This is a genomic window from Ferrimonas senticii DSM 18821, from assembly GCF_000422665.1.
GTDB classification, from domain to species: Bacteria; Pseudomonadota; Gammaproteobacteria; order Enterobacterales; family Shewanellaceae; genus Ferrimonas; species Ferrimonas senticii.
This window is the reverse complement of the sequence record NZ_AUGM01000004.1, coordinates 357,946-376,556: the sequence shown is the minus strand read 5'-3', so window position 1 is coordinate 376,556 and position 18,611 is coordinate 357,946. Positions and strand designations below refer to the sequence as shown.

Sequence of the window (18,611 nt, the reverse complement as noted above, 5' to 3'; positions counted from 1 at the left end):
TTATTGATTGCTGTCGGCGCTGGCGAGCGCGTCGCGGTTAGGTTCTGGTTGCGGGCTCGGTTCGGCCGATTTGACCAAGGCCAATCCGACTACCAGGATGATGCCGCCGCACAGGGCAAACACCGCCCGTCCCCACAGTGGATTGTCGATGGCGATCATGGTCATCACCCCAACCCCGGCAACGGTGATCAACCGCCCCAGCATCAGTCGTTGCTTGTTATCCAACTCTTGTTGCGCAGCGCTTTCGTTGTACAGCGGCGTTGCCAAGTTGCGGAAGAACTTATCGACTTGCTGCTGACGATCGGCGGTCAATGGTTTGTAGAACAGGCAAGTTAGCGCAAAGTAGCCACCGGTGAACACCACGTGGGCGCACAGTCCCATCACCACCTTAAAGTCGCTCCATTCGCGTTTGCTTAGTGCCTCATCCAGACCGAACGCCGCTTGTACGTGATCTGGGGTGATCACAAAGCCAACCACGTAGGACACCAACGCGCCGACTACCAGCGTTGACCAACCGGCCCAGTCTGGGGTCTTTTTGATGAAGAAGCCCATAAACGCTGGGATCAGCATCGGGAAGCTCAGCAGCGCGCCGACGTACATCATGGTGTCAAATAGGCTCATCCCTTTTAGCGACTGGATAAACAGCGCGGTCAGGATGATCAGCACGCCAAACACGGTTGAGGTAATTTTGGATACAAACACCAATTCGGTTTCACTGGCTTGGTGTTGGCGAACTACCGGTTCGTAGAAGTTCTTAACGAAGATCCCCGAGTTCTTATTGAGGCCAGAGTCCATTGAACTCATAGTGGCGGCAAACATCGCCGCAACCAACAAGCCAACCATTCCCGCTGGCATGTACAGCTCGACAAAGGTCAGATAGGCGGTATCGGCGGCTTTGGCGCCCATCTCTGGATGCAGAGCGGCCAAATCAAGACCTTGGCTAGCCATAAACCAGCTTGGGAAGAACCAGATCAGCGGCCCACAAACCATCAATACGCAGGCCAGCAAGGCAGCTTTTTTGGCGTTCTCGGAATCTTTGGCCGACAGATAGCGGTAGGAGTTAAGCATGTTGTTGTTGATGGCGAACTGCTTAAGAAAGATGAAGAAGCCCCACATCGCAAAGATGCTTAGGTAGTTCATATCTTCGCCAATCACGAAGTCGCGTGGGAACTGTTCGATGATGTTCACCGGGCCGCCGCCTTTAACGATGGCCACCACCGCCACGGTAACGGTAACCGCCATGATCACCAGCATCTGCATAAAGTCAGAGGCGATCACTGCCCAGGCCCCACCGGTAACCGACATCACCAACACCACTAAGCCGGTGGCGACGATGGTCCAGGTCATATCAAAGCCAAACATGGTAGAGGCGATAATCGCCAGACCATTAAGCCAGATCCCAGCGTTCACAACCGAGGTGGGCATCCCTGCCCAGGTGAACACCTGCTCGTTGGTGTTACCAAAGCGTTGGCGGATCGCCTGAATCACGGTGGTTACTCGCAACTGCCGGAACTTCGGCGCAAAGTAGAGGTAGTTCATCAGATAGCCGAACGCGTTGGCTAAGAAGATGATCACCACTTGCAGGCCGTCGTTATAGGCCTTACCGGCGGCACCGGTGAAGGTCCAAGCGGAGAATTGAGTCATAAAAGCGGTGGCGCCGACCATCCACCACAGCATTTTGCCGCCACCGCGGAAGTAGTCGGCAGTTGAAGAGCTACTGAAGTTTCTGAACATCCATCCAATGGCGATCAGAAAGGCAAAGTAGGCGACCAGAACAGCTAAATCGATGGACATCGTTCAATCCTTGCGAAGCACGTTTTTGCTTATTATGAAACGTTGTTCCAATAATAGATGTGAGAACTTTCACGTCAATAGAAAATTGAAACAACGTTTCTCTATTTTTGCGAGGCCGCATGCGTTTAGCCACTTAAGCTTGGTTAAAGCAACTTATCAATCGGCTTCGGTGGCGTCGCTTTAAGGCGGTTAACGCGCCCGCGGGCCAACGTCAGCGGCGAAAAGTGGCACGATTTTGGTTAGATCGGCACCGGCCCCGAGACTGGACAGCAAGCCGCTGGTCGGATCTTGCTGAACTGGCGGTTTGCTGGTATTGATGCCCGCGCCGCTGTGGCCTGCGCCACTGCTGCCCCAATAACGCTCGCCTTGATACTGGCCATCGATAATCGCTGTGCCGTTGTCTTTTTTAACGGCGACGCCATGGCGGTGATAAACCCAGTTGCCGCTAAAGCGGACATTCCAACTTGGATTACAGGGAACATCTTTGCCGGCGCCATTTTCGCAAGCGGTGGAACTGGCGAGATAGGCGTTGTGATAGAGGCCGTGGTCACTGTCGATCACCGTATTGTTGCTGACGCTGATGTTATTGGCGGTCCACTGCTTGTTTAGCTCACTGCTGTAGCTTGGTTCACTGCCTTTTTTATTCAGCCCCGCATGCAGGACAATGCCGCCGCGACTGTTGGAGGTCGTATCAACGCCGCTGATGTAGTTGTTGCTAATGCGGTGCCCCGAATCAAACACACGAATGCCACCACCGCCTTCGCTGCCAGATTGCAAAAACAGATTGTTTTCAACAACATTGTCTTTGCCGTGGCGCAGGGTTAGTAAGCCGTCGCTGTTGCGAAAAGTATTGAAGCGATAGTGGTTGCCGCCGGATTTGCTGGAGATAATTTCAATCTCGCCGTTGATCCGTTCAAACAGGTTGTACTGCACCACGGTGTTGGAATCGGATTGGGAACTGTCACTGGTGCCGATGCGGATCCCCTCAAAGCCGTTCGTTTCATTGTGGCGGCGGTGGTAATCACGAAACAGGTTATGGCTAATGAGATGCTCATCGGTTTTGCCGGATTGGCGCCATACCGTCAGCAATACCCCTTTGCCGCACTTACCATCAAAACGATTGCTGACCACCTGATGCTGTTTGCCTTTTAGGCTGACCCAGCGATGATCGCCACCGGTGCAACTGGGGTTGTTGTTGACTCCAGCGCCGACTATGGTGCTGTTACTTAGCGTGTTGTTGTTGCCATTAAGCACCACCAGGCCATTGCTTTGCTCTGGGGTGGCGTTATCCCAATACAGACCATCAAGGCGGACGTTATCGCCGTTAACTTCGACGGTGCTGTCACCGGTTATCCGCACTTGGCCAACGGTTTGCGCGGCGATAATCAGATTGTCTCTATCAATCGTCAGTTGCAGATTGGGCCATTCGCCATCGGCCAACAAGATCACCTCACCGTGATTGGCTTTGCCAAGCTCAGCGTTAAGCTCATCGATAGTGTTAACCACAATGCCGCTGCTGGGGATCGGCGCCAAATCCGGCGCAGGCAGATTCGGGTTGGGCTGCTCCGGATCCGGCAGATCGGGTAGATCAGGAGTCGGGTCAACCACGTCGCCACCGCCACCACCACCACAGGCCACCAATTGGCCGCACAGCAACACGCTAATTAACACCGCCACTGGACGCAATAAACTGGGCATAACGCCTCCTTGCTGGAAATAAAAAAGGCGCCTAGCAAAGGCAAGGCGCCGTATGAACGTTCGCAACAGATTAATTGGTTGGTGTGATCAGGGTGTTGTTGCTTGCAAAATCGGTGTTGGTGATGGCCGAAGTCCAAGAATGGATTGCAACAGGGCGGTTGCTGGCAACAGACATATCTTGGGTTTGTAAACCTAGATAGTCATTGAAGGTGTTGCCCTCAACGGTGACATTACAAGTAGCGTTACCACCAGTTGCATCACCTTTAATTTTGCCGCCGCTAGAGTCACCCATTTTGATTGCGGCAGTCTCTTTATCGCCACCGCTGACCATTGAAAAACTGGTAGTGGTAATGCTTGAACCTGCCCGTCCTTCATCTGAACTGGTGCAGTTTACGTAGATACCATTGTTCTGAATGGTGGATTGCAGGCCAATAAATTCACTACCAGACATTGCAAACTTACTAAATGATGTAACCCAACTGGCTTTGGTGTTGCCGTAGTTGCTTTGTTCAGTATTTGCCGAGGCATCAAAAGTGATGTTAATAAGCTCAACCGGCTCAAGGGCGGCAAGTTGGGAATCGTAATCGGCAGCATCGTCATCAAGGGTAGCAAGAATGGTAATGGCGCCCATTTGTCCATCAGAATTTACCGGCTTACCTAAGCTTTCCGCTTTAGAGCAGACCTTATCGTACAGCGGTGCGTAGATGGCCGACTTCTCCTCATCGGTTAAAACCTTATCATTTTTAGTTGCCTCGATCAGTTTGTCGTCGGTCTCATCAAAACCAATCATGTCATTTTTCATGGTTAGGTTTTGGATTACCGCACCAGCAGCGGCAACGCGGAAACAAGCACTGCCAGAAATAACAGCTTGCTCTAAGCCGTCAATAGTGACCGCTTTATTCAGTTCGATCACCCCTGAATTAAAGGTTCCCGATGCTGCTAGTTCAATCACATCACCGGCGGTCGCGCTTTGAATGGCCGCGTTCAATTTGTCTACGGTATCGATCAGATCTTCGCCGCTTCCCTCGGGGATTACGGTTAGTGAGATCACGCCCTCATCGCTAAATTCTTCATCAGCAACTTGGTAGGTAAAGTTGTCAGCATCAAGTACGCCATCATTCGGGGTGTAGACAAACACCGAAGTCGTGCCATCTTTCGGCACCAAAGTCCCTTTGGTTGGCATTACGGTGATGGTGTATTGCAGCGTATCGCCGTCAGGGTCGGAAGCGTACAACGCTAAGTCAATTTCAAGAGATTGACCTTGTTCTACGTTAAGACCTTCTTTATCGCCAGCAACTGGCGCTTGGTTTTCTTGTGGTGGCGGTGGTGTTGGATCATTGCCGCCATCCCAAGAGCATCCAGAAAACAACAGGGCCGAGCAGATCAGTGCTAATGGAGAAAGTTTCGTTTTCATAACCAAAAGTCCATTTATCGTTGATGTTGCCGGCCCTAAGGTGGAAATTGGAACGGCGTTTTATTAATTCAAAAATATCTTACCGAAACTTTTTTGATGAAGACCATAACCTAGGTCACATTTTGCGCGTGTTGATTTAGGTAAACGCTGTAAAGGGGAGCTCTGTCCCGCGATTTGCATAACGCCAATGCATAAAAAAGGTTGCTAAACAGTAAGTTAGCAACCTTGGTTACAGAGGGTTGATGGCAATTACTGGTCGATAAAGTCGATCCGCATCGGCGTAAAAATGTCCAGCAGTACGCTGCCATCCTCCAGTGCGACTGCGCCGTGCCATAGCTGTTTTGGTGCCAGAAAAGCATCGCCGGCTTTGATTACGGTCTTGGTTTGTTGGTCGCCTTCGCCCAGCACCACTTCGAATGAACCGGCATGGCAGAAACCGATCTGGTCGTGGGCATCGTGGGCGTGGGGGGTGCCGATTGCACCTTTATCAAAGTGTACGTAAACCGCCATCAAGTCGTTGGTGTAGGCAACAATCTTACGCTTGATACCGCCACCTAAGTGTTCAAAGGGGTGCTCTTGGTTGTGGAACAGATTAGTCATCTTGATACTCCAAACTGGTTTTTATGAACCGATGTTTCAAAAAATACAAAATGCTAATTGCAAAGTCAAAATGGATACTCTACATTGGCTGCTAACTGCTGGTACTGGGAGTGCCGGCTACATCGATGCAAGAGGAATGAAAGATGCTGGACTTCAGTGATATCAAGGGCAAACGCGTACTCATTACCGGTTCTACCGCCGGCATGGGCGCGGCATCTGCCCGTGAGTTTGTCAAATTGGGCGCCAAGGTTGGGGTAAACAGCCATGTGACCGATGCGGCAGCAACCGAACTGGTGGCGGAACTGAACGCTTTGGGCCAAGAGAGTGGCGGCGAAGCGATCTTTATTGAAGCCAACTTGATGGAGTCCAGCCAGTGCGAAAAGCTGGTGGCGGAGTTTGTTCAGCATTTCGGTGGCATCGATGTGTTGGTGAACAACGGCGGTGGCCTTGGTGGTCGCAGTGGTTTGGAAGCGATTGATGATGCGTTCTACGACCGTGTGATGGATCTTAACTGTCGCAGCAAACTGATGGTGACTCGCTTTGCGATCCCTTACCTGCGAGCCTCTGCTGCCGAACGTGGCAAAACCGCATCGGTGATCTCCACCGGTTCGATTGCAGCCCGCGAAGGTGGCGGCATCGGCGCTGGGGTGTATGCTGCAGCCAAAGCATGGGTACATGACATTCACCGCAACTGGGTGAAAGAGTTCACCAAAGATGGTATCCGTTTCAATATTGTTGCCCCTGGTACCATTGATACCGCCTTCCATGCCGACAAAAGCGATGAACTGAAAGAGAAGATCGCCGGTACCATCGCCATGGGACGATTCGGCACCATCGAAGAGGTCGCCCCGGCGTTTGTGTTCTTAGCCTCGGATATCTCTGGCTACATCACCGGCCAAGTGCTGGATGTGAATGGCGGTCAAATGTGCCCATAACGGCACCGGGTCGATTCCCTATCGTTTGAACGTTAAAGGCCGTGCTTGGTTTCCCAGCACGGCCTTTCTTTTCTGCGCTTGTGGTCGCACAAATATCGAAAAATAGTGGCGTATTTCGATTCCATTCAAGGTTCATTGGTTTACAATGAAACGGCGTTTTAATTATTTAGGTGTTCTATTTTAATGTTGCATTTAAACAGTAAATCACCGCAGCGTGTTGCTTTAATCGGTGAGTGTATGATCGAGCTAAGCCAAGCTGAATCGGGATTACTGCGCCAGGGATTTGGTGGCGACACACTAAATACAGCGGTTTACTTGGCCCGCTTAACAAACCCGCAGCAGGTGGCTTGTCACTATGTTACCGCGTTAGGTACCGACCGTTTTTCCGAACAGATGTTGTCACAGTGGCGGGCAGAGGGGATCGATTGCTCCTATGTATTGCAGTTACCGCATAAGTTGCCGGGACTGTATAACATTAATGTCGATCAAGAAGGCGAGCGCAGTTTCTATTACTGGCGTGAAAATTCCGCAGCGCGGGAACTACTTTGCTGTCAAGGCAGCGAGCAGCTGCTAGCGCAATTGCAGCAGTTTGATCTGCTCTATCTTAGTGGGATCTCGGTGGCGATATTGGATGATGGCAGCCGCGAACGGTTGTATCAGGCGTTGGCTGATGCCCGCAGTCGTGGCGCGCAGGTGGTGTTTGATAGTAATTATCGGCCGACACTGTGGCAGTCGGTTGCGCAAACCAAGCAGCACTATCAGCGGTTGCTAAGCCATTGTGATATCGCGTTATTGACCTTTGAAGATGAGCAGTTGCTGTATGCTGACGATACCCCTGAATCGGTATTTAGCCGTTATCACGGTCTTGGTGTCAGTGAGGTGGTATTGAAGCGCGGCGCGGCCGACTGCCTGATTAGCGATGGTCACAGCGTGGCTGCGGTGGCGGCCCGGCGAGTGGCTAAGGTGGTTGATACCACATCGGCTGGGGACAGCTTTAACGCTGGTTATTTGGCAGTGCGGTTGGCCGGCGGCAGTGCGGTTGAGGCGGCGCATTATGCCCATCAAGTGGCGGCTGCAGTGATCCAATATCCGGGGGCATTGATCCCAACCGAGGCACTGCCTGCCCCGTTTGCCCGCTGATGCCGTTATCTGCCACAAAAATGGCCTCGATATTATCGAGGCCATTTTGTTTAAAGGTAGATTACTGCACTGGAGGGTAGGTACTGCAGCCCAATCCCAGCGAGATACGCTTGGCTACCGCTTGGATCTTCTCTACGTAAGCGGCTTTATCGGCCTCATTAAAACGCAGAATCAGCCAGGATACCGATAGGCCTGCAACCACATTACCTAGGTGATCAAAAATCGGCGCGCTCAAGCAGCGGATATGTTGCTCGAACTCCTCTTTATCTTCGGCAAAGCCTTGTTGCTTCACCAGCTCCAGCTCGTTGCGGTAGGAGGCAAAATCCGCATGGGTATTGTCAGTAAAGCGGTTGAACTCGACATCCGCCATCAGTGCTTCAACCACCTCTGCTTCACGGTAGGCCATCAGACATTTGCCAATGCCGGTGCAATACAGTGGTGCTTCACGGCCAATGCGTGAATAGATACCGATGGTTTGTACGGCATCAATTTTGTGTACATACACAATGGTGTTTTGCTTAAGCACCGCCAAGTGGGTGGTTTCACCAAGCAGTTCAGATAGTTGTTGCATCGGCTTGGCGGCAATCTGGATCAGATCGCGATGCTCCAACGCTTTACTGCCCAGCTCAAACAACTTCATGGTTAGGGTGTATTTGTCGTTGTCTTCATCTTGCTCGACATACCCCAAGCTTTTCATGGTTTGCAAAAAACGATAGACGGTGCTTTTGGACATCATCAGGCTTTGGGCAATCTCGGTGATCCCCCACTCTTTTTCTGCCCCAAGGCACTCCAGCAGTCCGAACACTTTTTGAACTGAAGAGACTAATTCGTTTTTAGACTCGGTCATTGCAGCTCTCCGTCATAAGGATACTTATATGCACTACTGACCCTGAAGCGGATCAGCCTTTGTAGCCGATAGTAGTGTTTGCTTTAGGCAAACACAAACTGTTTAGCAGAATATATGAAATGTCATTTCAAAATTTTCAGAATCTTTTCGGAGGCAGCTAGAACACGGCTTTTAGGAACGATTAGGCGGGGCCTAGATGAGTGTAAAATTTGTGCGCAAACTCAAGGAAATGCCGTATCTTTTTAGGTGAAATGCCGTTTCATTTTGCTATAGTGGAGCTGTTTTCGAGCAGTCGGGCACCTGAGCAAGCCGCATCGGTAGTAGACAGGGTCCCGTCGGAATTTGTGAAAAGGATGTTAACTATGCGCAAACTGTCGGTTGTAAGCTTGGCCTTGTTGGCTGCTGTCAGTGTTTCGGCTCAGGCAACGAACAATTCGTTGTCATTGAAGTATGAACGTTTTCTGCATGAACAAAATCTGGATCGTACCCCGGATGGGCAGGCCAATAATTATCAACTAAAAATGGAATACGCTCACAAGTTTCGTGGCGATACTTTTGAGTGGACCGATGGCTTGACTTTGGGTTTTGAAAACTATTTTGAAAAAACCAATGGCAAGAAAAACGTAAACTTCGCATTAAAGAGTTCCTACAACATTAAATCCGATGCCATTGATGGTTTGGAATATGGCCCAATCTTAGAGTACCAATGGCGTCAACGTGGTCGTACTCCGAATTGTGCAGTTGGACAAACCAGTGGCTGTAATGATGATAAGGACGAACTGCAAAGTTACGAACGGATCAAACCGGGCTTTGCGGTGGCTTACCGTTTTGATCGCGAGTGGCGAATTCGTCTGCGCTACCGCTACATGTACACCATCGATCATCAAATTACCGAGTACGAAAACGGCGTTGGTGAAACCTTTGATTATGTTCAAGATGGCATTAGTTCGGAAACTAACTTTTATATCTACTACACCCCAGAATATTTTGATCGCGATTTGAAACTGCATCTAAAGAGCACTATCTATCAAAAGATCGAGGCTGAGAGCGCGAAAAAATACAAGCCGGATGATAGCTATAAAGAAACCGGCAAGAGTTGGAAACCGGCCTTTGAATTTGGGGTGGAATACCAAACGCTGGATTGGGGTAGTTTCCTTATTGCCTATAAAGCTCGTCCTTATGACAACAGCCTAGAAGATCCGGTTGGCAACCGTGACGGCATTGAAGTGGGTTATCGGATGCGCTGGTAGGCGCGCCCACAAGTACTAAGCAGATGCGACCCTTGCGGTCGCATTTGCCTTATTTATATCGCGAGTTCAAGGAGAACCATCATGTCTTATCAACCCTTATTTATGACCTTTGATGAAGGTAAGCAATTGCAGCAACAGCTAGGGCAAGCAAGCTTGATCGGTTGTGCCATTGATTCGGAAATCCAGCAATTAGAGCGCTACCTTGCCGAGGTGGGCATCGAGATCCCCGGCCAGGGCGAAGGCGGCGGTTATCAGCACAACCGTCACAAACAAAACTACATCCATATGCACATCGCCGGGCGGCTGTTTTTGATCACCGAAGAGCGCCGTTATGCCGAGTTTATCGAACAGATGCTGTTGGGCTATGCGGTTAAGTACCCGACCTTGGCTAACCACGTATCCAAGGACAGTAATCCGCCGGGACGACTGTTTCATCAAACCTTAAATGAGAACATGTGGCTGATGTACGCTGCCGATGCCTACAGCTGCATTCAACATCGCCTTAGCGCGGCGCAGCGACAGCAGATTATTGATGATCTGTTTCGGCCGATGATCGATCTGTTTGTGATTGATCACGCCCATGATTTCGACATTATTCACAACCATGGCGTGTGGGCCACCTGTGGGGTTGGTATTGCCGCCTATGCCATCGGAGATCAGGCGACGGTAAATAAAGCGATCTATGGCCTCAATGGTGACGGCGAAACCGGTGGCTTCTTAGCGCAGCTATCCAAGCTGTTTTCACCGGACGGTTACTATCTGGAAGGCCCTTACTACCATCGTTTTGCACTGCGACCGCTGGTGCTGTTTGCCGAAGTGATTGAACGCCGTCAGCCAGAGCTGAAGATTTTTGAACATCAGCGGCGGATGATCCAAACCACCACCCAAGCGCTGATGAAGTTAGCGTTTCCCGATGGCACCTGGCCGGCGATCAACGATTCATCGAAAACCATGGGGGTGATTGATGAGGGGATGATCGTGGCGGCCAGCATCTATTGTGGCCGCTATGGTAGCGATCCGCAGTTGTTAGGGCTGGCGCAACAACAAGCCACCGTATGGGTACATCCATTTGGCGCGCAACTGTCGGCTGCGTTGGCGGCGAATCCGACGGTTGATGGTGATTGGGGCAGTGTGCAGTTAACTGACGGTGCCAACGGCGACCGTGGGGGTCTATCGATTTTGCGCCAACGCGATGGCGATAACACGCCGATGATGGCGCTGCTGTACTACGGTCAGCACGGCTCTGATCATCAACTGCATAAAGCGCTGGACCACGGCCATTATGATGGCCTAGCGCTGACCTTGTTTAATCGCGACCACGAAACCTTAAGTGACTATGGTTTTGGCCGTTGGGTTAATGTTGAACCGAAGTTTGGTGGCCGCTACATCAAAGAGAACGACAGTTACTGCAAGCAGACCGTGGCGCACAATACCTTGGTGGTCGATCAAGGTTGCCAGCATCAATTCAACACCGCCTTGGCCGAAGCCAATTTTGGTCGCAGCCACTTCTTTGTTAGCGATGGCGATCTGCAAGGGATGAGCGCCATCTGCAATGACTATTGGCCGGGGGTACAGCAACAGCGGTCGGTGCTGTTGATCCGTCAGCCTAATTGCCGTCATCCGTTGCTGCTGGATCTGTTGCGAGTAACCAGCAATGATGCCCATCAATATGATTTGCCGTACCACTATCACGGTCAGTTAGTGCGCACTGACTGCGAGCGCAGCTATGTTGGTGGCGTAGCGGTGTTGGGTGAGCAGCACGGCTATCAGCATCTATACGACGTTGCGCGCGCCCGCAGCGCCGACGGCAGCGCTTTGGTTAGCTGGTTGCATGACCACAGCTATCACAGTTTGATCACCGCAGTTGCTGCCGATGATGAACTGATCTTTGCCCGCACTGGCGCCAATGATCCAGATTTCAATCTGCGCAGTGAACCTTGCATTATCGTGCGTCGCCACGGTGCCACCGAACTGTTTGCCAGTGTCATTGAAAGCCATGGTTACTTTAACGAGGCGCTGGAGGCCTCTACCGAAGCACGGGGGCAAGTTGAGCGCATCGAAACCGTTGGACATAACGAGCAAGGTTCGGTGGTGCGGATCCATGGCCACGATTGGCAGTTAACGGTGATGGTCTCCAACCGTGCTGATGTAACCGCCGACTGTGAGCATCAACTGAGCTTTGCTGGCGAGATCTTTAGCTGGCGCGGACCGCTGGCGCTGATTGAGTCAAATTAAGGTAACAATAGGCCGCCTTCGGGCGGCTTCATCATGTTTATGAGCCGCGAATTTACCCGTTCCACCATGTCATTGGCGTGGCCGTTGGCGCTTAACGCCTTGCTGATGCAATCGATGCTGCTGATTGACACCCTGCTAGTGGCACCGCTGGGCGAATTGCCGTTAGCGGCGTTGGGGATCGCCAGTGCCTTGCTGGGGTTTGTGTTTGGGCTGCAGATGGCGTTAGCGAACGGCAGCCAGTTGCTGTTTAGTCGGGCGGTTGGGCGGGGTGATGGTTTGCCCCAAGCGGTAGCCGATGGTCTGCTTATTGCGTTGGCATTTGCGCTGTTGCTGACGCTTGGCTTGTGGTTGCTACTGCCGTCACTGGCGCCGCTGTTAACCAGTGAACCGGAGCAACAGCAGCTGCTGCTTGAATACCTGCAGATTGGGCTGTGGCTGCCGCTGTTGAACGGCGTTAGTCAAACCGCCATCGCCCAGTTTAACGCCCAGCGACAAAGCCGGATCCCCCTAAAAGGCTATCTGCTGGAACTGCCGGTTAACGCGGGGTTGTCACTGCTGTTGATCCATGGTTTTGCTGGTGTACCGGCGCTGGGATTGGCGGGTGCCGCTTGGGGCAGTTTACTGGGTCTGACACTGCGATTGGCTTATCTGTGGTGGCAATGGCGCGGCAATATGGCGCTGAGGTTGCCATGGCGTCGCCATGCCATCATGACGCATCTGCAAGAGGTGTGGCCGGTAGCGGCTAACGTTGGTTTGCTGCAAACTGGGGTGATGCTGTATCAGCTTATCTATTCGCAGTTGGCGCTGTCAGCCTACGTGGCGATCGCCATTTTGATGCCATGGCTGCGGATCGGAGGCCAGTTTGTCACCGCCTGGGCGCACGCCTGCGCCATCGTTACCAGCCACAGTTTGGGGGCGCAGCGCTTACAGCAATTGCCACATCAGTTTGCCAGCAGCATTCGGATCAGTATCTGTCTATCGGCGCTGGTCGCGTTGGCATTCGCCCTGTTGAGCCTAGCGATACAGTGGCTTTACCCATCGCTGCAAGCAGCGACTTATCAGGCGTTGCAATGGCTGGCACCGCTATACATCTTGTTGCCGCTGCTGCGCGGCTACAACACCGTGCATGGCCATCTGTTGCGGGCGCTGGGCAAGACCACTGCGGTATTTAAAATTAACTTCGGCGGCCAATGGCTGATCTCGCTACCGTTGTGCGCGCTGGGTGTTTTGGTGTGGGATGTTGGGGTTTGGTGGGCGTTTGCAATTCAGCCGCTGGAGGAGCTAATCAAACTGCTGCCGTTTCGTTATTTGGCACGGCGAGAGCTGGCGAAGATAGCTGGTGGGGCTGGTTGTTAGTTGGTAGTGGTTAGTGGGTCGTTGTCAGTTGGTCGTTGGCAGTGATTAGTGGTTAGTTGGCAGCTATTAGTTGTTAGTGCAGAGCAAGAGCAAGAGCAAGAGCAAGAGCAGCGAGTTATGAATATCAAGCCACGAAAAATTGACCGTTAAATATTTAAAAAAAAGCCGAAGCGCGGGGCTTCGGCTGGCTAGGACAGTGGTGATCGTTTAGGGGATCATCAATACTTTGCTGGTGTTGGTGCCGCCAACGGTTTCCATCGCATCGCCTTTGGTTAGGATAATCAGATCGCCAGATTGCAACTGACTGACCTGTTTGACCAGCTCCAGTGCGGCGGGGATCAGTTCATCGCGTCCGTAGGTGGTGGAATCAAAGCGCACAGGCATCACCCCCCGGATCAACGCCATCGAACTTAACGTTGGTTGATGGCGTGATAGGGCGATGATCGGCAGCGCCGAGGAGATCCGGCTCATCAGTAGCGGGGTGACCCCAGATTCGGTCAGGGTTACGATCCCTTTTAAGCCAACCAGGTGGTTTGCGGCATACATGGTGGCCATTGCCACCGTCTCTTCAATGTTGTCGAACTGATACTGCAAGCGATGCTTGGAACTGATCAGCGATGGCTGCTTTTCGGCGCCAACACACACGTTTGCCATCGCTTTTACGGTCGCAATCGGGTAACGGCCAGCGGCGGTTTCCGCTGACAGCATCACCGCATCGGTGCCATCTAATACCGCGTTGGCGACATCCATCACCTCAGCCCGTGTCGGCATTGGGCTCTCAATCATCGACTCCATCATCTGGGTGGCGGTGATCACCACCTTATTCAGTTGGCGGCTGCGCAGGATCAGCTTCTTTTGTACCCCCATCAATTCACTGTCACCGATCTCAACCCCAAGATCGCCGCGCGCCACCATCACCACATCGGCGGCCATAATGATGTCGTCAATGGCCTCGTCGCTGGCAACGGCCTCGGCCCGTTCCACTTTGGCGACAATGTGGGTATTGAGTCCAGCTTCCACAGCCAGCTTTCTGGCGTATTCCAAGTCGGCACCAGAGCGTGGGAAAGAGACCGCAAGGTAGTCAACTTGGATCTGTGCGGCGGTAATAATATCGGCTTTATCTTTGTCGGTTAGCGCCGGGGCTGACAAGCCGCCACCGCGCTTGTTGATCCCTTTGTTGTTGGATAGCTTGCCACCGACCAAGACCTTGGTGTGCACTTGGCTGCCGGCAACGGCAGTTACCTCAAGTTGCACACGACCATCATCCAGCATCAACACATCACCGGCGCTGACATCCTGCGGCAACGCTTTGTAGTCCAGCCCCACCTGTTGCTGATTGCCACAACCTGGTGCCAGCTCGCTGTCGAGCACAAAGTGGTCACCTTCAGCCAGCACAATTGGGCCATCGGCAAAGGTGGAAACGCGGATCTTGGGGCCTTGCAGATCGCCTAAGATTGCGACATGACAGTGGTGCTTGGCGGCTAACTCACGCACCAATTGCGCGCGTTTTATGTGATCGTCGGCACTGCCGTGGGAAAAGTTCAGCCGCACCACATTGGCTCCGGCCAAGATCAACTGCTCCAAACTTTCGGCGCTGTCGGTGGCGGGACCTAGGGTGGCGACAATTTTGGTTCTGCGTTGCATGCGATACTCCTGCCTGCAAATAGTTAATTCAAATCGGTTGTGCGGATCGCCACCGGCCCACGCCATTGGTAACTGTCATGCGCTAACGTGACTTGGCAGTGGCTGTCGGCGTTCACTTGCGGGTGGTTGTTGATCATCACCGTCAGGGTAAATTGACTGCCGATGATGTCGATGATCGAGGCGTCATCACTGTGGTGACGCACCAGCAGTTGTTGGATTTGGCCACGGGCTTCGACCGATACCTCTTTGGCTTCATCAAACAGGCCGTGGCTTTCTAATACGCTGGCGATCAGGTGGTCACCGCCGTACTGGCGGAAGATCAGCGACGGCGTGCTGCGCAGATTGAAGCTCGGATCGGCGCCACCAGTGCGGCTGAAGATCACCTCGGCATCGGCGTTCGCGCTGGTGATCAAGCTGCAATAGTGTTGCCCTGCAAGCCAACTCACCAAGGTTGAGGGTTGCGCGATGTGGGCATCGGCCACCCGCAGCAGATGCTGATAACCGTTGTCTTGCCCCAATACCGACCAGCCTTGCTGATGGTAGTGGTAGTCAAAGTCGGTGCGGATGATCTGGCCTTGGTATTGAATGGCGTAATCGTAGCGGTGGCGTTGTTGATCGGTGGCAATTAGCCGGAATAGATCCACCAACAGTGGCTGTTGAAGCTGCGGATGATTAACCAGCAGTACCGTGCGTTGTTGCCGCACCCCGTGGTGGTGGTCATTGGCAAAAGCGCTCATCCCTTGCAGGTTGGGATCGTCGGCGATAAAGAAGTGCGGTGTGCCGCAAACGGCATCAGCCCGCTCAACATCAAAGCCATTTTGGCATTGACCGTCGATGGTTACCGCATTGTGGGCAATGGTTTGGCGGGCGTAGCTTTTGTTTTCATCCAGGTAGCGGCCGCCGAACTTCGGTTCAACGTTGACCCAGCGGCCAAAGCCGTATTCGGTCAGTACCTCTTGGCCACGGTTGAAAAACGTGATCCCAAGGGTGTCGAAGTGGCCGTGTCCCATGCCATGTTGGCCGTAATTCATCACTGCCATGCTTTGCTGGCCATCATGGCCTTGGATCCGCAAAAAGCCTTGGGCGCCGCGATCGCCGTTGGGGCCTTCGTTCAGTTCGACGCTGGGCCAATGGGGGGCACAAGTGTGATCCGCTGCGGCGCTTACGGCGGCTGACAAGGCGGCACCGGCAGGGTGAGTAAACACTTGCTGTTGCAGCTGCGCTAGCCCCAGCAGTTTGGCGTCGTGGCCATAGCGGGCAAAGCTGATGGCGGTGGCGATTACGATCCCTTCGTCGTTAACGTCCATGGTTTGCGAGGCATCGTTCAGCGCCGGTAGCCTTCCGTTGGGATAGGTGCAGGCCAGCAGCGCATCCAAGGTGGTTTTAATTACCCGGTTATTGAATTCAAAGATGTTCAGTTCGGGGCGATGGCGCGCCAGTGCTTCAGCGAACAAACACAGCGGTCGAATCGCATAGCGGTGGTAGTAGGGGCCTTCAATGTAGTAGCCGCTGGGGGCAAACAGTTGGCTGATCTGTGCCAGAAACCCGGCACTGACGTCGTCGTTGTGCTGGCCGTGAATGCACAAGTCCACGTAGCGAGGTTGGTTGATCGCTAGGCCGCAGATCCCTACCGCAGCGACCGCCCAAATACCGTGGTTGTGGATCCAATCAAAATCATGAGCGTATTTGACGGTGAACATCTCCAGCATCGGTTCAAACAGTTGCTGTTCGATCTGCTGGCGATCACTGTCGCTAAGCCAATGACGAATGCCGCTGTAGCCAAGGCTGGCATACAGCAGCCAGTTGTGTTCATTCAGTATTTGATGAAACAGACGGCCAGTGGGGTTGGTGTTGAGTTGTTGATGGTAAGGAAAGCTAAGGTAGCGGTCGGCGTACAACAGCAGCAGTTGTCGCAGCCAGTTGGCGTAACGTTCATCACCGCTGATCAGAAAAAAGCGCCCAGCCAAGTCCATGTGAATGTAGTTTTGCTTGTGGCGATTGTGCTCGTAGCCGTTAGCGGGGCCTGGCCCTGGGCACTCTAACGGTTGTGCCAAATAGCGGTCTAGTTGTTGCTGCTCGGCCCGTAAACTTTGGCCCAGTAGCGTGTCCTGTGACAACTGTATCGCCAGTTGCCGTGCCTCCTGCGCGGTCATTAACACCGACTGGATCGCTTCCATCTGCCTATTACCTATCTGTGTTCAATTGCTGTCCAGTGTAAGCACACTGTTTTTTAATTTCAAAACGTCATTTCATAAAAATTGATTTAAGGTTCTCAGTCGGATATTTTTGGCTTAGAACTGTGAGTCCGCTCACGTCAATTCAGCGCAACTGTAGTTAAGGTGTTTTACAAATTGAAACGTCGTTTCAATGGTTTTGTTAGTCGCGACTAAACGTACTAGGAATTGGAGCCCTATATGTTGAAATCAGTAAGGAATGTTCTATCAGCAATGGCCATCGGTATGGCTCTTTCGGCGTCGGCATGGGCGGCAGAAGGGCTACCGAAAACGGTGTTTTTTGATGCAGAGTTAATCGCTGAGAGTAAACAGCGGGTGCAACAGCAAACCGCTAGCCCAGAGGCGATGGCCAGCTACCAGAAGCTGCTGCAAGAGGCCGATGAAGCGATGCAAGTTGGGCTGTTAGCGGTAACCGATAAGACCCTAGTGCCGCCATCAGGAGATATGCACGATTACTTCTCGATAAGCCCCTACTGGTGGCCAAACAAGAAGACCGACGACGGTTTGCCTTGGGTTCGCAAAGACGGCAAAACCAACCCTGATTCGAAAACTGACGCCACCGATTCACGCCGCATTGGCTTATTTACTCGTTCGGTACGGGCGCTGGCATTAGCTTACTACTTCAGCGGCGATGAAAAGTACGCCGAGCAGGCCAGTAAGATGCTGCGCCATTGGTTCTTCAATCCAGACACCAAGATGAACCCTAACCTGCGTTACGCCCAAGCGGTACCTGGGGTGGATAACCAGCGTCGTTCTGGGATGATCGATTCTCGCAGTTTCTCTGATCGTCTAGTGGACGCGCTGGCGCTGCTGGAAACCTCCAAGGCGTGGACCGAGCAAGATGATCAGCAGATGCGCGCTTGGCTTGGGGAGTTCCTTGACTGGTTGGTGACCTCTGAACAGGGCACCGCCGAGATGTTCTCTGAGAATAACCACGGTACGTGGATGCAAGCGCAGGTAGCAGGCATTGCTTACTATCTGGGGCGTGAGGACTTGGCGCGCAGCATGGTGGCCAAAGCCAAGTGGCGTATTCGTGACCAGTTTAAATCCGATGGCAGCCAACCCGAAGAGCTAGAGCGTACCCGTGGCTACTGGTACAGCTTCTTTAACTTGGATGCGCTGGCCTACCTAGCGCAGTTAGGCGACAAACTGGATGTTGAGATCTGGGAGCACCAGTACAAAGATCGCAGCATGCTTAAAGGCGTGGATCTGATGGCGTCGGCGATGAAGCCAAAAGAGTGGAAGTGGCGCAAAAAAGACCGCGACATCAAGAAAGGCCGTTTCCAAACCTTCCGAATGCTGTCGGTTTACCGCAAAGCGGACTTGGCCTTGGGCGAGCCACGCTACCAAGCCACCATCGATAAAATTGGCTTTACCGATCCTAAGCTGGATACCAAAAACTTGGCGCAGATCTGGGCCGAGCGTGATGTCTACCTGTTGTACCCACGCTTGTAGTTAGCGTCG

The 18,611-nt window shown here is 52.6% G+C and carries 13 protein-coding genes; 6 read left to right on the top strand and 7 right to left on the bottom strand.

All coding sequences use genetic code 11. From position 1 onward, the window contains the following. The 4 genes from G506_RS0105335 to G506_RS0105320 all read right to left on the bottom strand — a co-directional run bounded on the left by G506_RS0105335 (position 1) and on the right by G506_RS0105320 (position 5,506). Positions 1-1,794 (bottom strand): sodium:solute symporter family transporter, encoded by a 1,794-nt coding sequence (locus G506_RS0105335; protein ID WP_028115964.1) that lies wholly within the window; start codon positions 1,792-1,794, stop codon positions 1-3. Positions 1,795-1,983: 189 nt separating this feature from the next. Further along, a complete protein-coding gene (locus G506_RS0105330) occupies positions 1,984-3,492 on the bottom strand; it encodes a polysaccharide lyase 6 family protein (RefSeq protein WP_028115963.1) in 1,509 nt (502 codons plus the stop codon). A gap of 70 nt (positions 3,493-3,562) precedes the next feature. After that, on the bottom strand, positions 3,563-4,906 hold the full coding sequence (locus G506_RS20345; protein ID WP_028115962.1) for an Ig-like domain-containing protein: 1,344 nt from the start codon (positions 4,904-4,906) through the stop codon (positions 3,563-3,565). A 249-nt stretch (positions 4,907-5,155) separates the two neighbouring features. Further along, entirely contained in the window at positions 5,156-5,506 is a 351-nt protein-coding gene (locus G506_RS0105320; RefSeq protein ID WP_028115961.1) for a cupin domain-containing protein, read from the bottom strand. Positions 5,507-5,649: 143 nt separating this feature from the next. On the opposite strand from G506_RS0105320, the gene G506_RS0105315 reads away from it, so the two are divergent. Continuing rightward, the gene (locus G506_RS0105315; protein WP_035387017.1) at positions 5,650-6,441 is read left to right on the top strand and encodes an SDR family NAD(P)-dependent oxidoreductase; all 792 of its coding nucleotides are present in this window, start codon (positions 5,650-5,652) and stop codon (positions 6,439-6,441) included. Between the two features lie 183 nt (positions 6,442-6,624). Beyond that, positions 6,625-7,581 (top strand): 2-dehydro-3-deoxygluconokinase, encoded by a 957-nt coding sequence (gene kdgK / locus G506_RS0105310; protein WP_028115959.1) that lies wholly within the window; start codon positions 6,625-6,627, stop codon positions 7,579-7,581. A 61-nt stretch (positions 7,582-7,642) separates the two neighbouring features. On the opposite strand, the gene kdgR is transcribed toward kdgK, so the two are convergent. Further along, positions 7,643-8,428 (bottom strand): DNA-binding transcriptional regulator KdgR, encoded by a 786-nt coding sequence (gene kdgR, locus G506_RS0105305; RefSeq protein ID WP_028115958.1) that lies wholly within the window; start codon positions 8,426-8,428, stop codon positions 7,643-7,645. Between the two features lie 251 nt (positions 8,429-8,679). Between kdgR and G506_RS0105300 the strand changes: the two genes are divergently transcribed. The 3 genes from G506_RS0105300 to G506_RS0105290 all read left to right on the top strand — a co-directional run bounded on the left by G506_RS0105300 (position 8,680) and on the right by G506_RS0105290 (position 13,269). Further along, entirely contained in the window at positions 8,680-9,678 is a 999-nt protein-coding gene (locus tag G506_RS0105300; protein ID WP_156904805.1) for a hypothetical protein, read from the top strand. Positions 9,679-9,759: 81 nt separating this feature from the next. Beyond that, positions 9,760-11,913, top strand: coding sequence for a heparinase II/III domain-containing protein (locus G506_RS0105295; protein WP_028115956.1), 2,154 nt, complete (start codon positions 9,760-9,762; stop codon positions 11,911-11,913). A gap of 33 nt (positions 11,914-11,946) precedes the next feature. Then, entirely contained in the window at positions 11,947-13,269 is a 1,323-nt protein-coding gene (locus G506_RS0105290; protein WP_084631176.1) for an MATE family efflux transporter, read from the top strand. Between the two features lie 207 nt (positions 13,270-13,476). On the opposite strand, the gene pyk is transcribed toward G506_RS0105290, so the two are convergent. After that, positions 13,477-14,913, bottom strand: coding sequence for a pyruvate kinase (gene pyk, locus G506_RS0105285; protein WP_028115954.1), 1,437 nt, complete (start codon positions 14,911-14,913; stop codon positions 13,477-13,479). Positions 14,914-14,936: 23 nt separating this feature from the next. Continuing rightward, positions 14,937-17,090 (bottom strand): heparinase II/III domain-containing protein, encoded by a 2,154-nt coding sequence (locus G506_RS0105280; RefSeq protein ID WP_035387016.1) that lies wholly within the window; start codon positions 17,088-17,090, stop codon positions 14,937-14,939. Positions 17,091-17,360: 270 nt separating this feature from the next. Here G506_RS0105280 and G506_RS0105275 point away from each other — a divergent pair, with 270 nt between their 5' ends. Next, positions 17,361-18,602 carry an alginate lyase family protein gene (locus tag G506_RS0105275; protein WP_051201917.1) on the top strand — a complete coding sequence of 414 codons (1,242 nt, stop codon included), beginning with the start codon at positions 17,361-17,363 and terminating at the stop codon, positions 18,600-18,602. Positions 18,603-18,611 lie beyond the last annotated feature (9 nt).

Excerpts from the sequence above, each read along its gene's own strand:
- G506_RS0105300 (WP_156904805.1), top strand. The coding sequence starts at position 8,680 with ATGCCGTTTCATTTTGCTATAGTGGAGCTGTTTTCGAGCAGTCGGGCA.
- G506_RS0105290 (WP_084631176.1), top strand. The coding sequence starts at position 11,947 with ATGTTTATGAGCCGCGAATTTACCCGTTCCACCATGTCATTGGCGTGG.
- G506_RS0105280 (WP_035387016.1), bottom strand. The coding sequence starts at position 17,090 with ATGGAAGCGATCCAGTCGGTGTTAATGACCGCGCAGGAGGCACGGCAA.
- G506_RS20345 (WP_028115962.1), bottom strand. The coding sequence starts at position 4,906 with ATGAAAACGAAACTTTCTCCATTAGCACTGATCTGCTCGGCCCTGTTG.
- pyk (WP_028115954.1), bottom strand. The coding sequence starts at position 14,913 with ATGCAACGCAGAACCAAAATTGTCGCCACCCTAGGTCCCGCCACCGAC.
- G506_RS0105330 (WP_028115963.1), bottom strand. The coding sequence starts at position 3,492 with ATGCCCAGTTTATTGCGTCCAGTGGCGGTGTTAATTAGCGTGTTGCTG.
- kdgK (WP_028115959.1), top strand. The coding sequence starts at position 6,625 with ATGTTGCATTTAAACAGTAAATCACCGCAGCGTGTTGCTTTAATCGGT.
- G506_RS0105275 (WP_051201917.1), top strand. The coding sequence starts at position 17,361 with ATGGCCATCGGTATGGCTCTTTCGGCGTCGGCATGGGCGGCAGAAGGG.
- G506_RS0105315 (WP_035387017.1), top strand. The coding sequence starts at position 5,650 with ATGCTGGACTTCAGTGATATCAAGGGCAAACGCGTACTCATTACCGGT.
- G506_RS0105335 (WP_028115964.1), bottom strand. The coding sequence starts at position 1,794 with ATGTCCATCGATTTAGCTGTTCTGGTCGCCTACTTTGCCTTTCTGATC.
- kdgR (WP_028115958.1), bottom strand. The coding sequence starts at position 8,428 with ATGACCGAGTCTAAAAACGAATTAGTCTCTTCAGTTCAAAAAGTGTTC.
- G506_RS0105295 (WP_028115956.1), top strand. The coding sequence starts at position 9,760 with ATGTCTTATCAACCCTTATTTATGACCTTTGATGAAGGTAAGCAATTG.
- G506_RS0105320 (WP_028115961.1), bottom strand. The coding sequence starts at position 5,506 with ATGACTAATCTGTTCCACAACCAAGAGCACCCCTTTGAACACTTAGGT.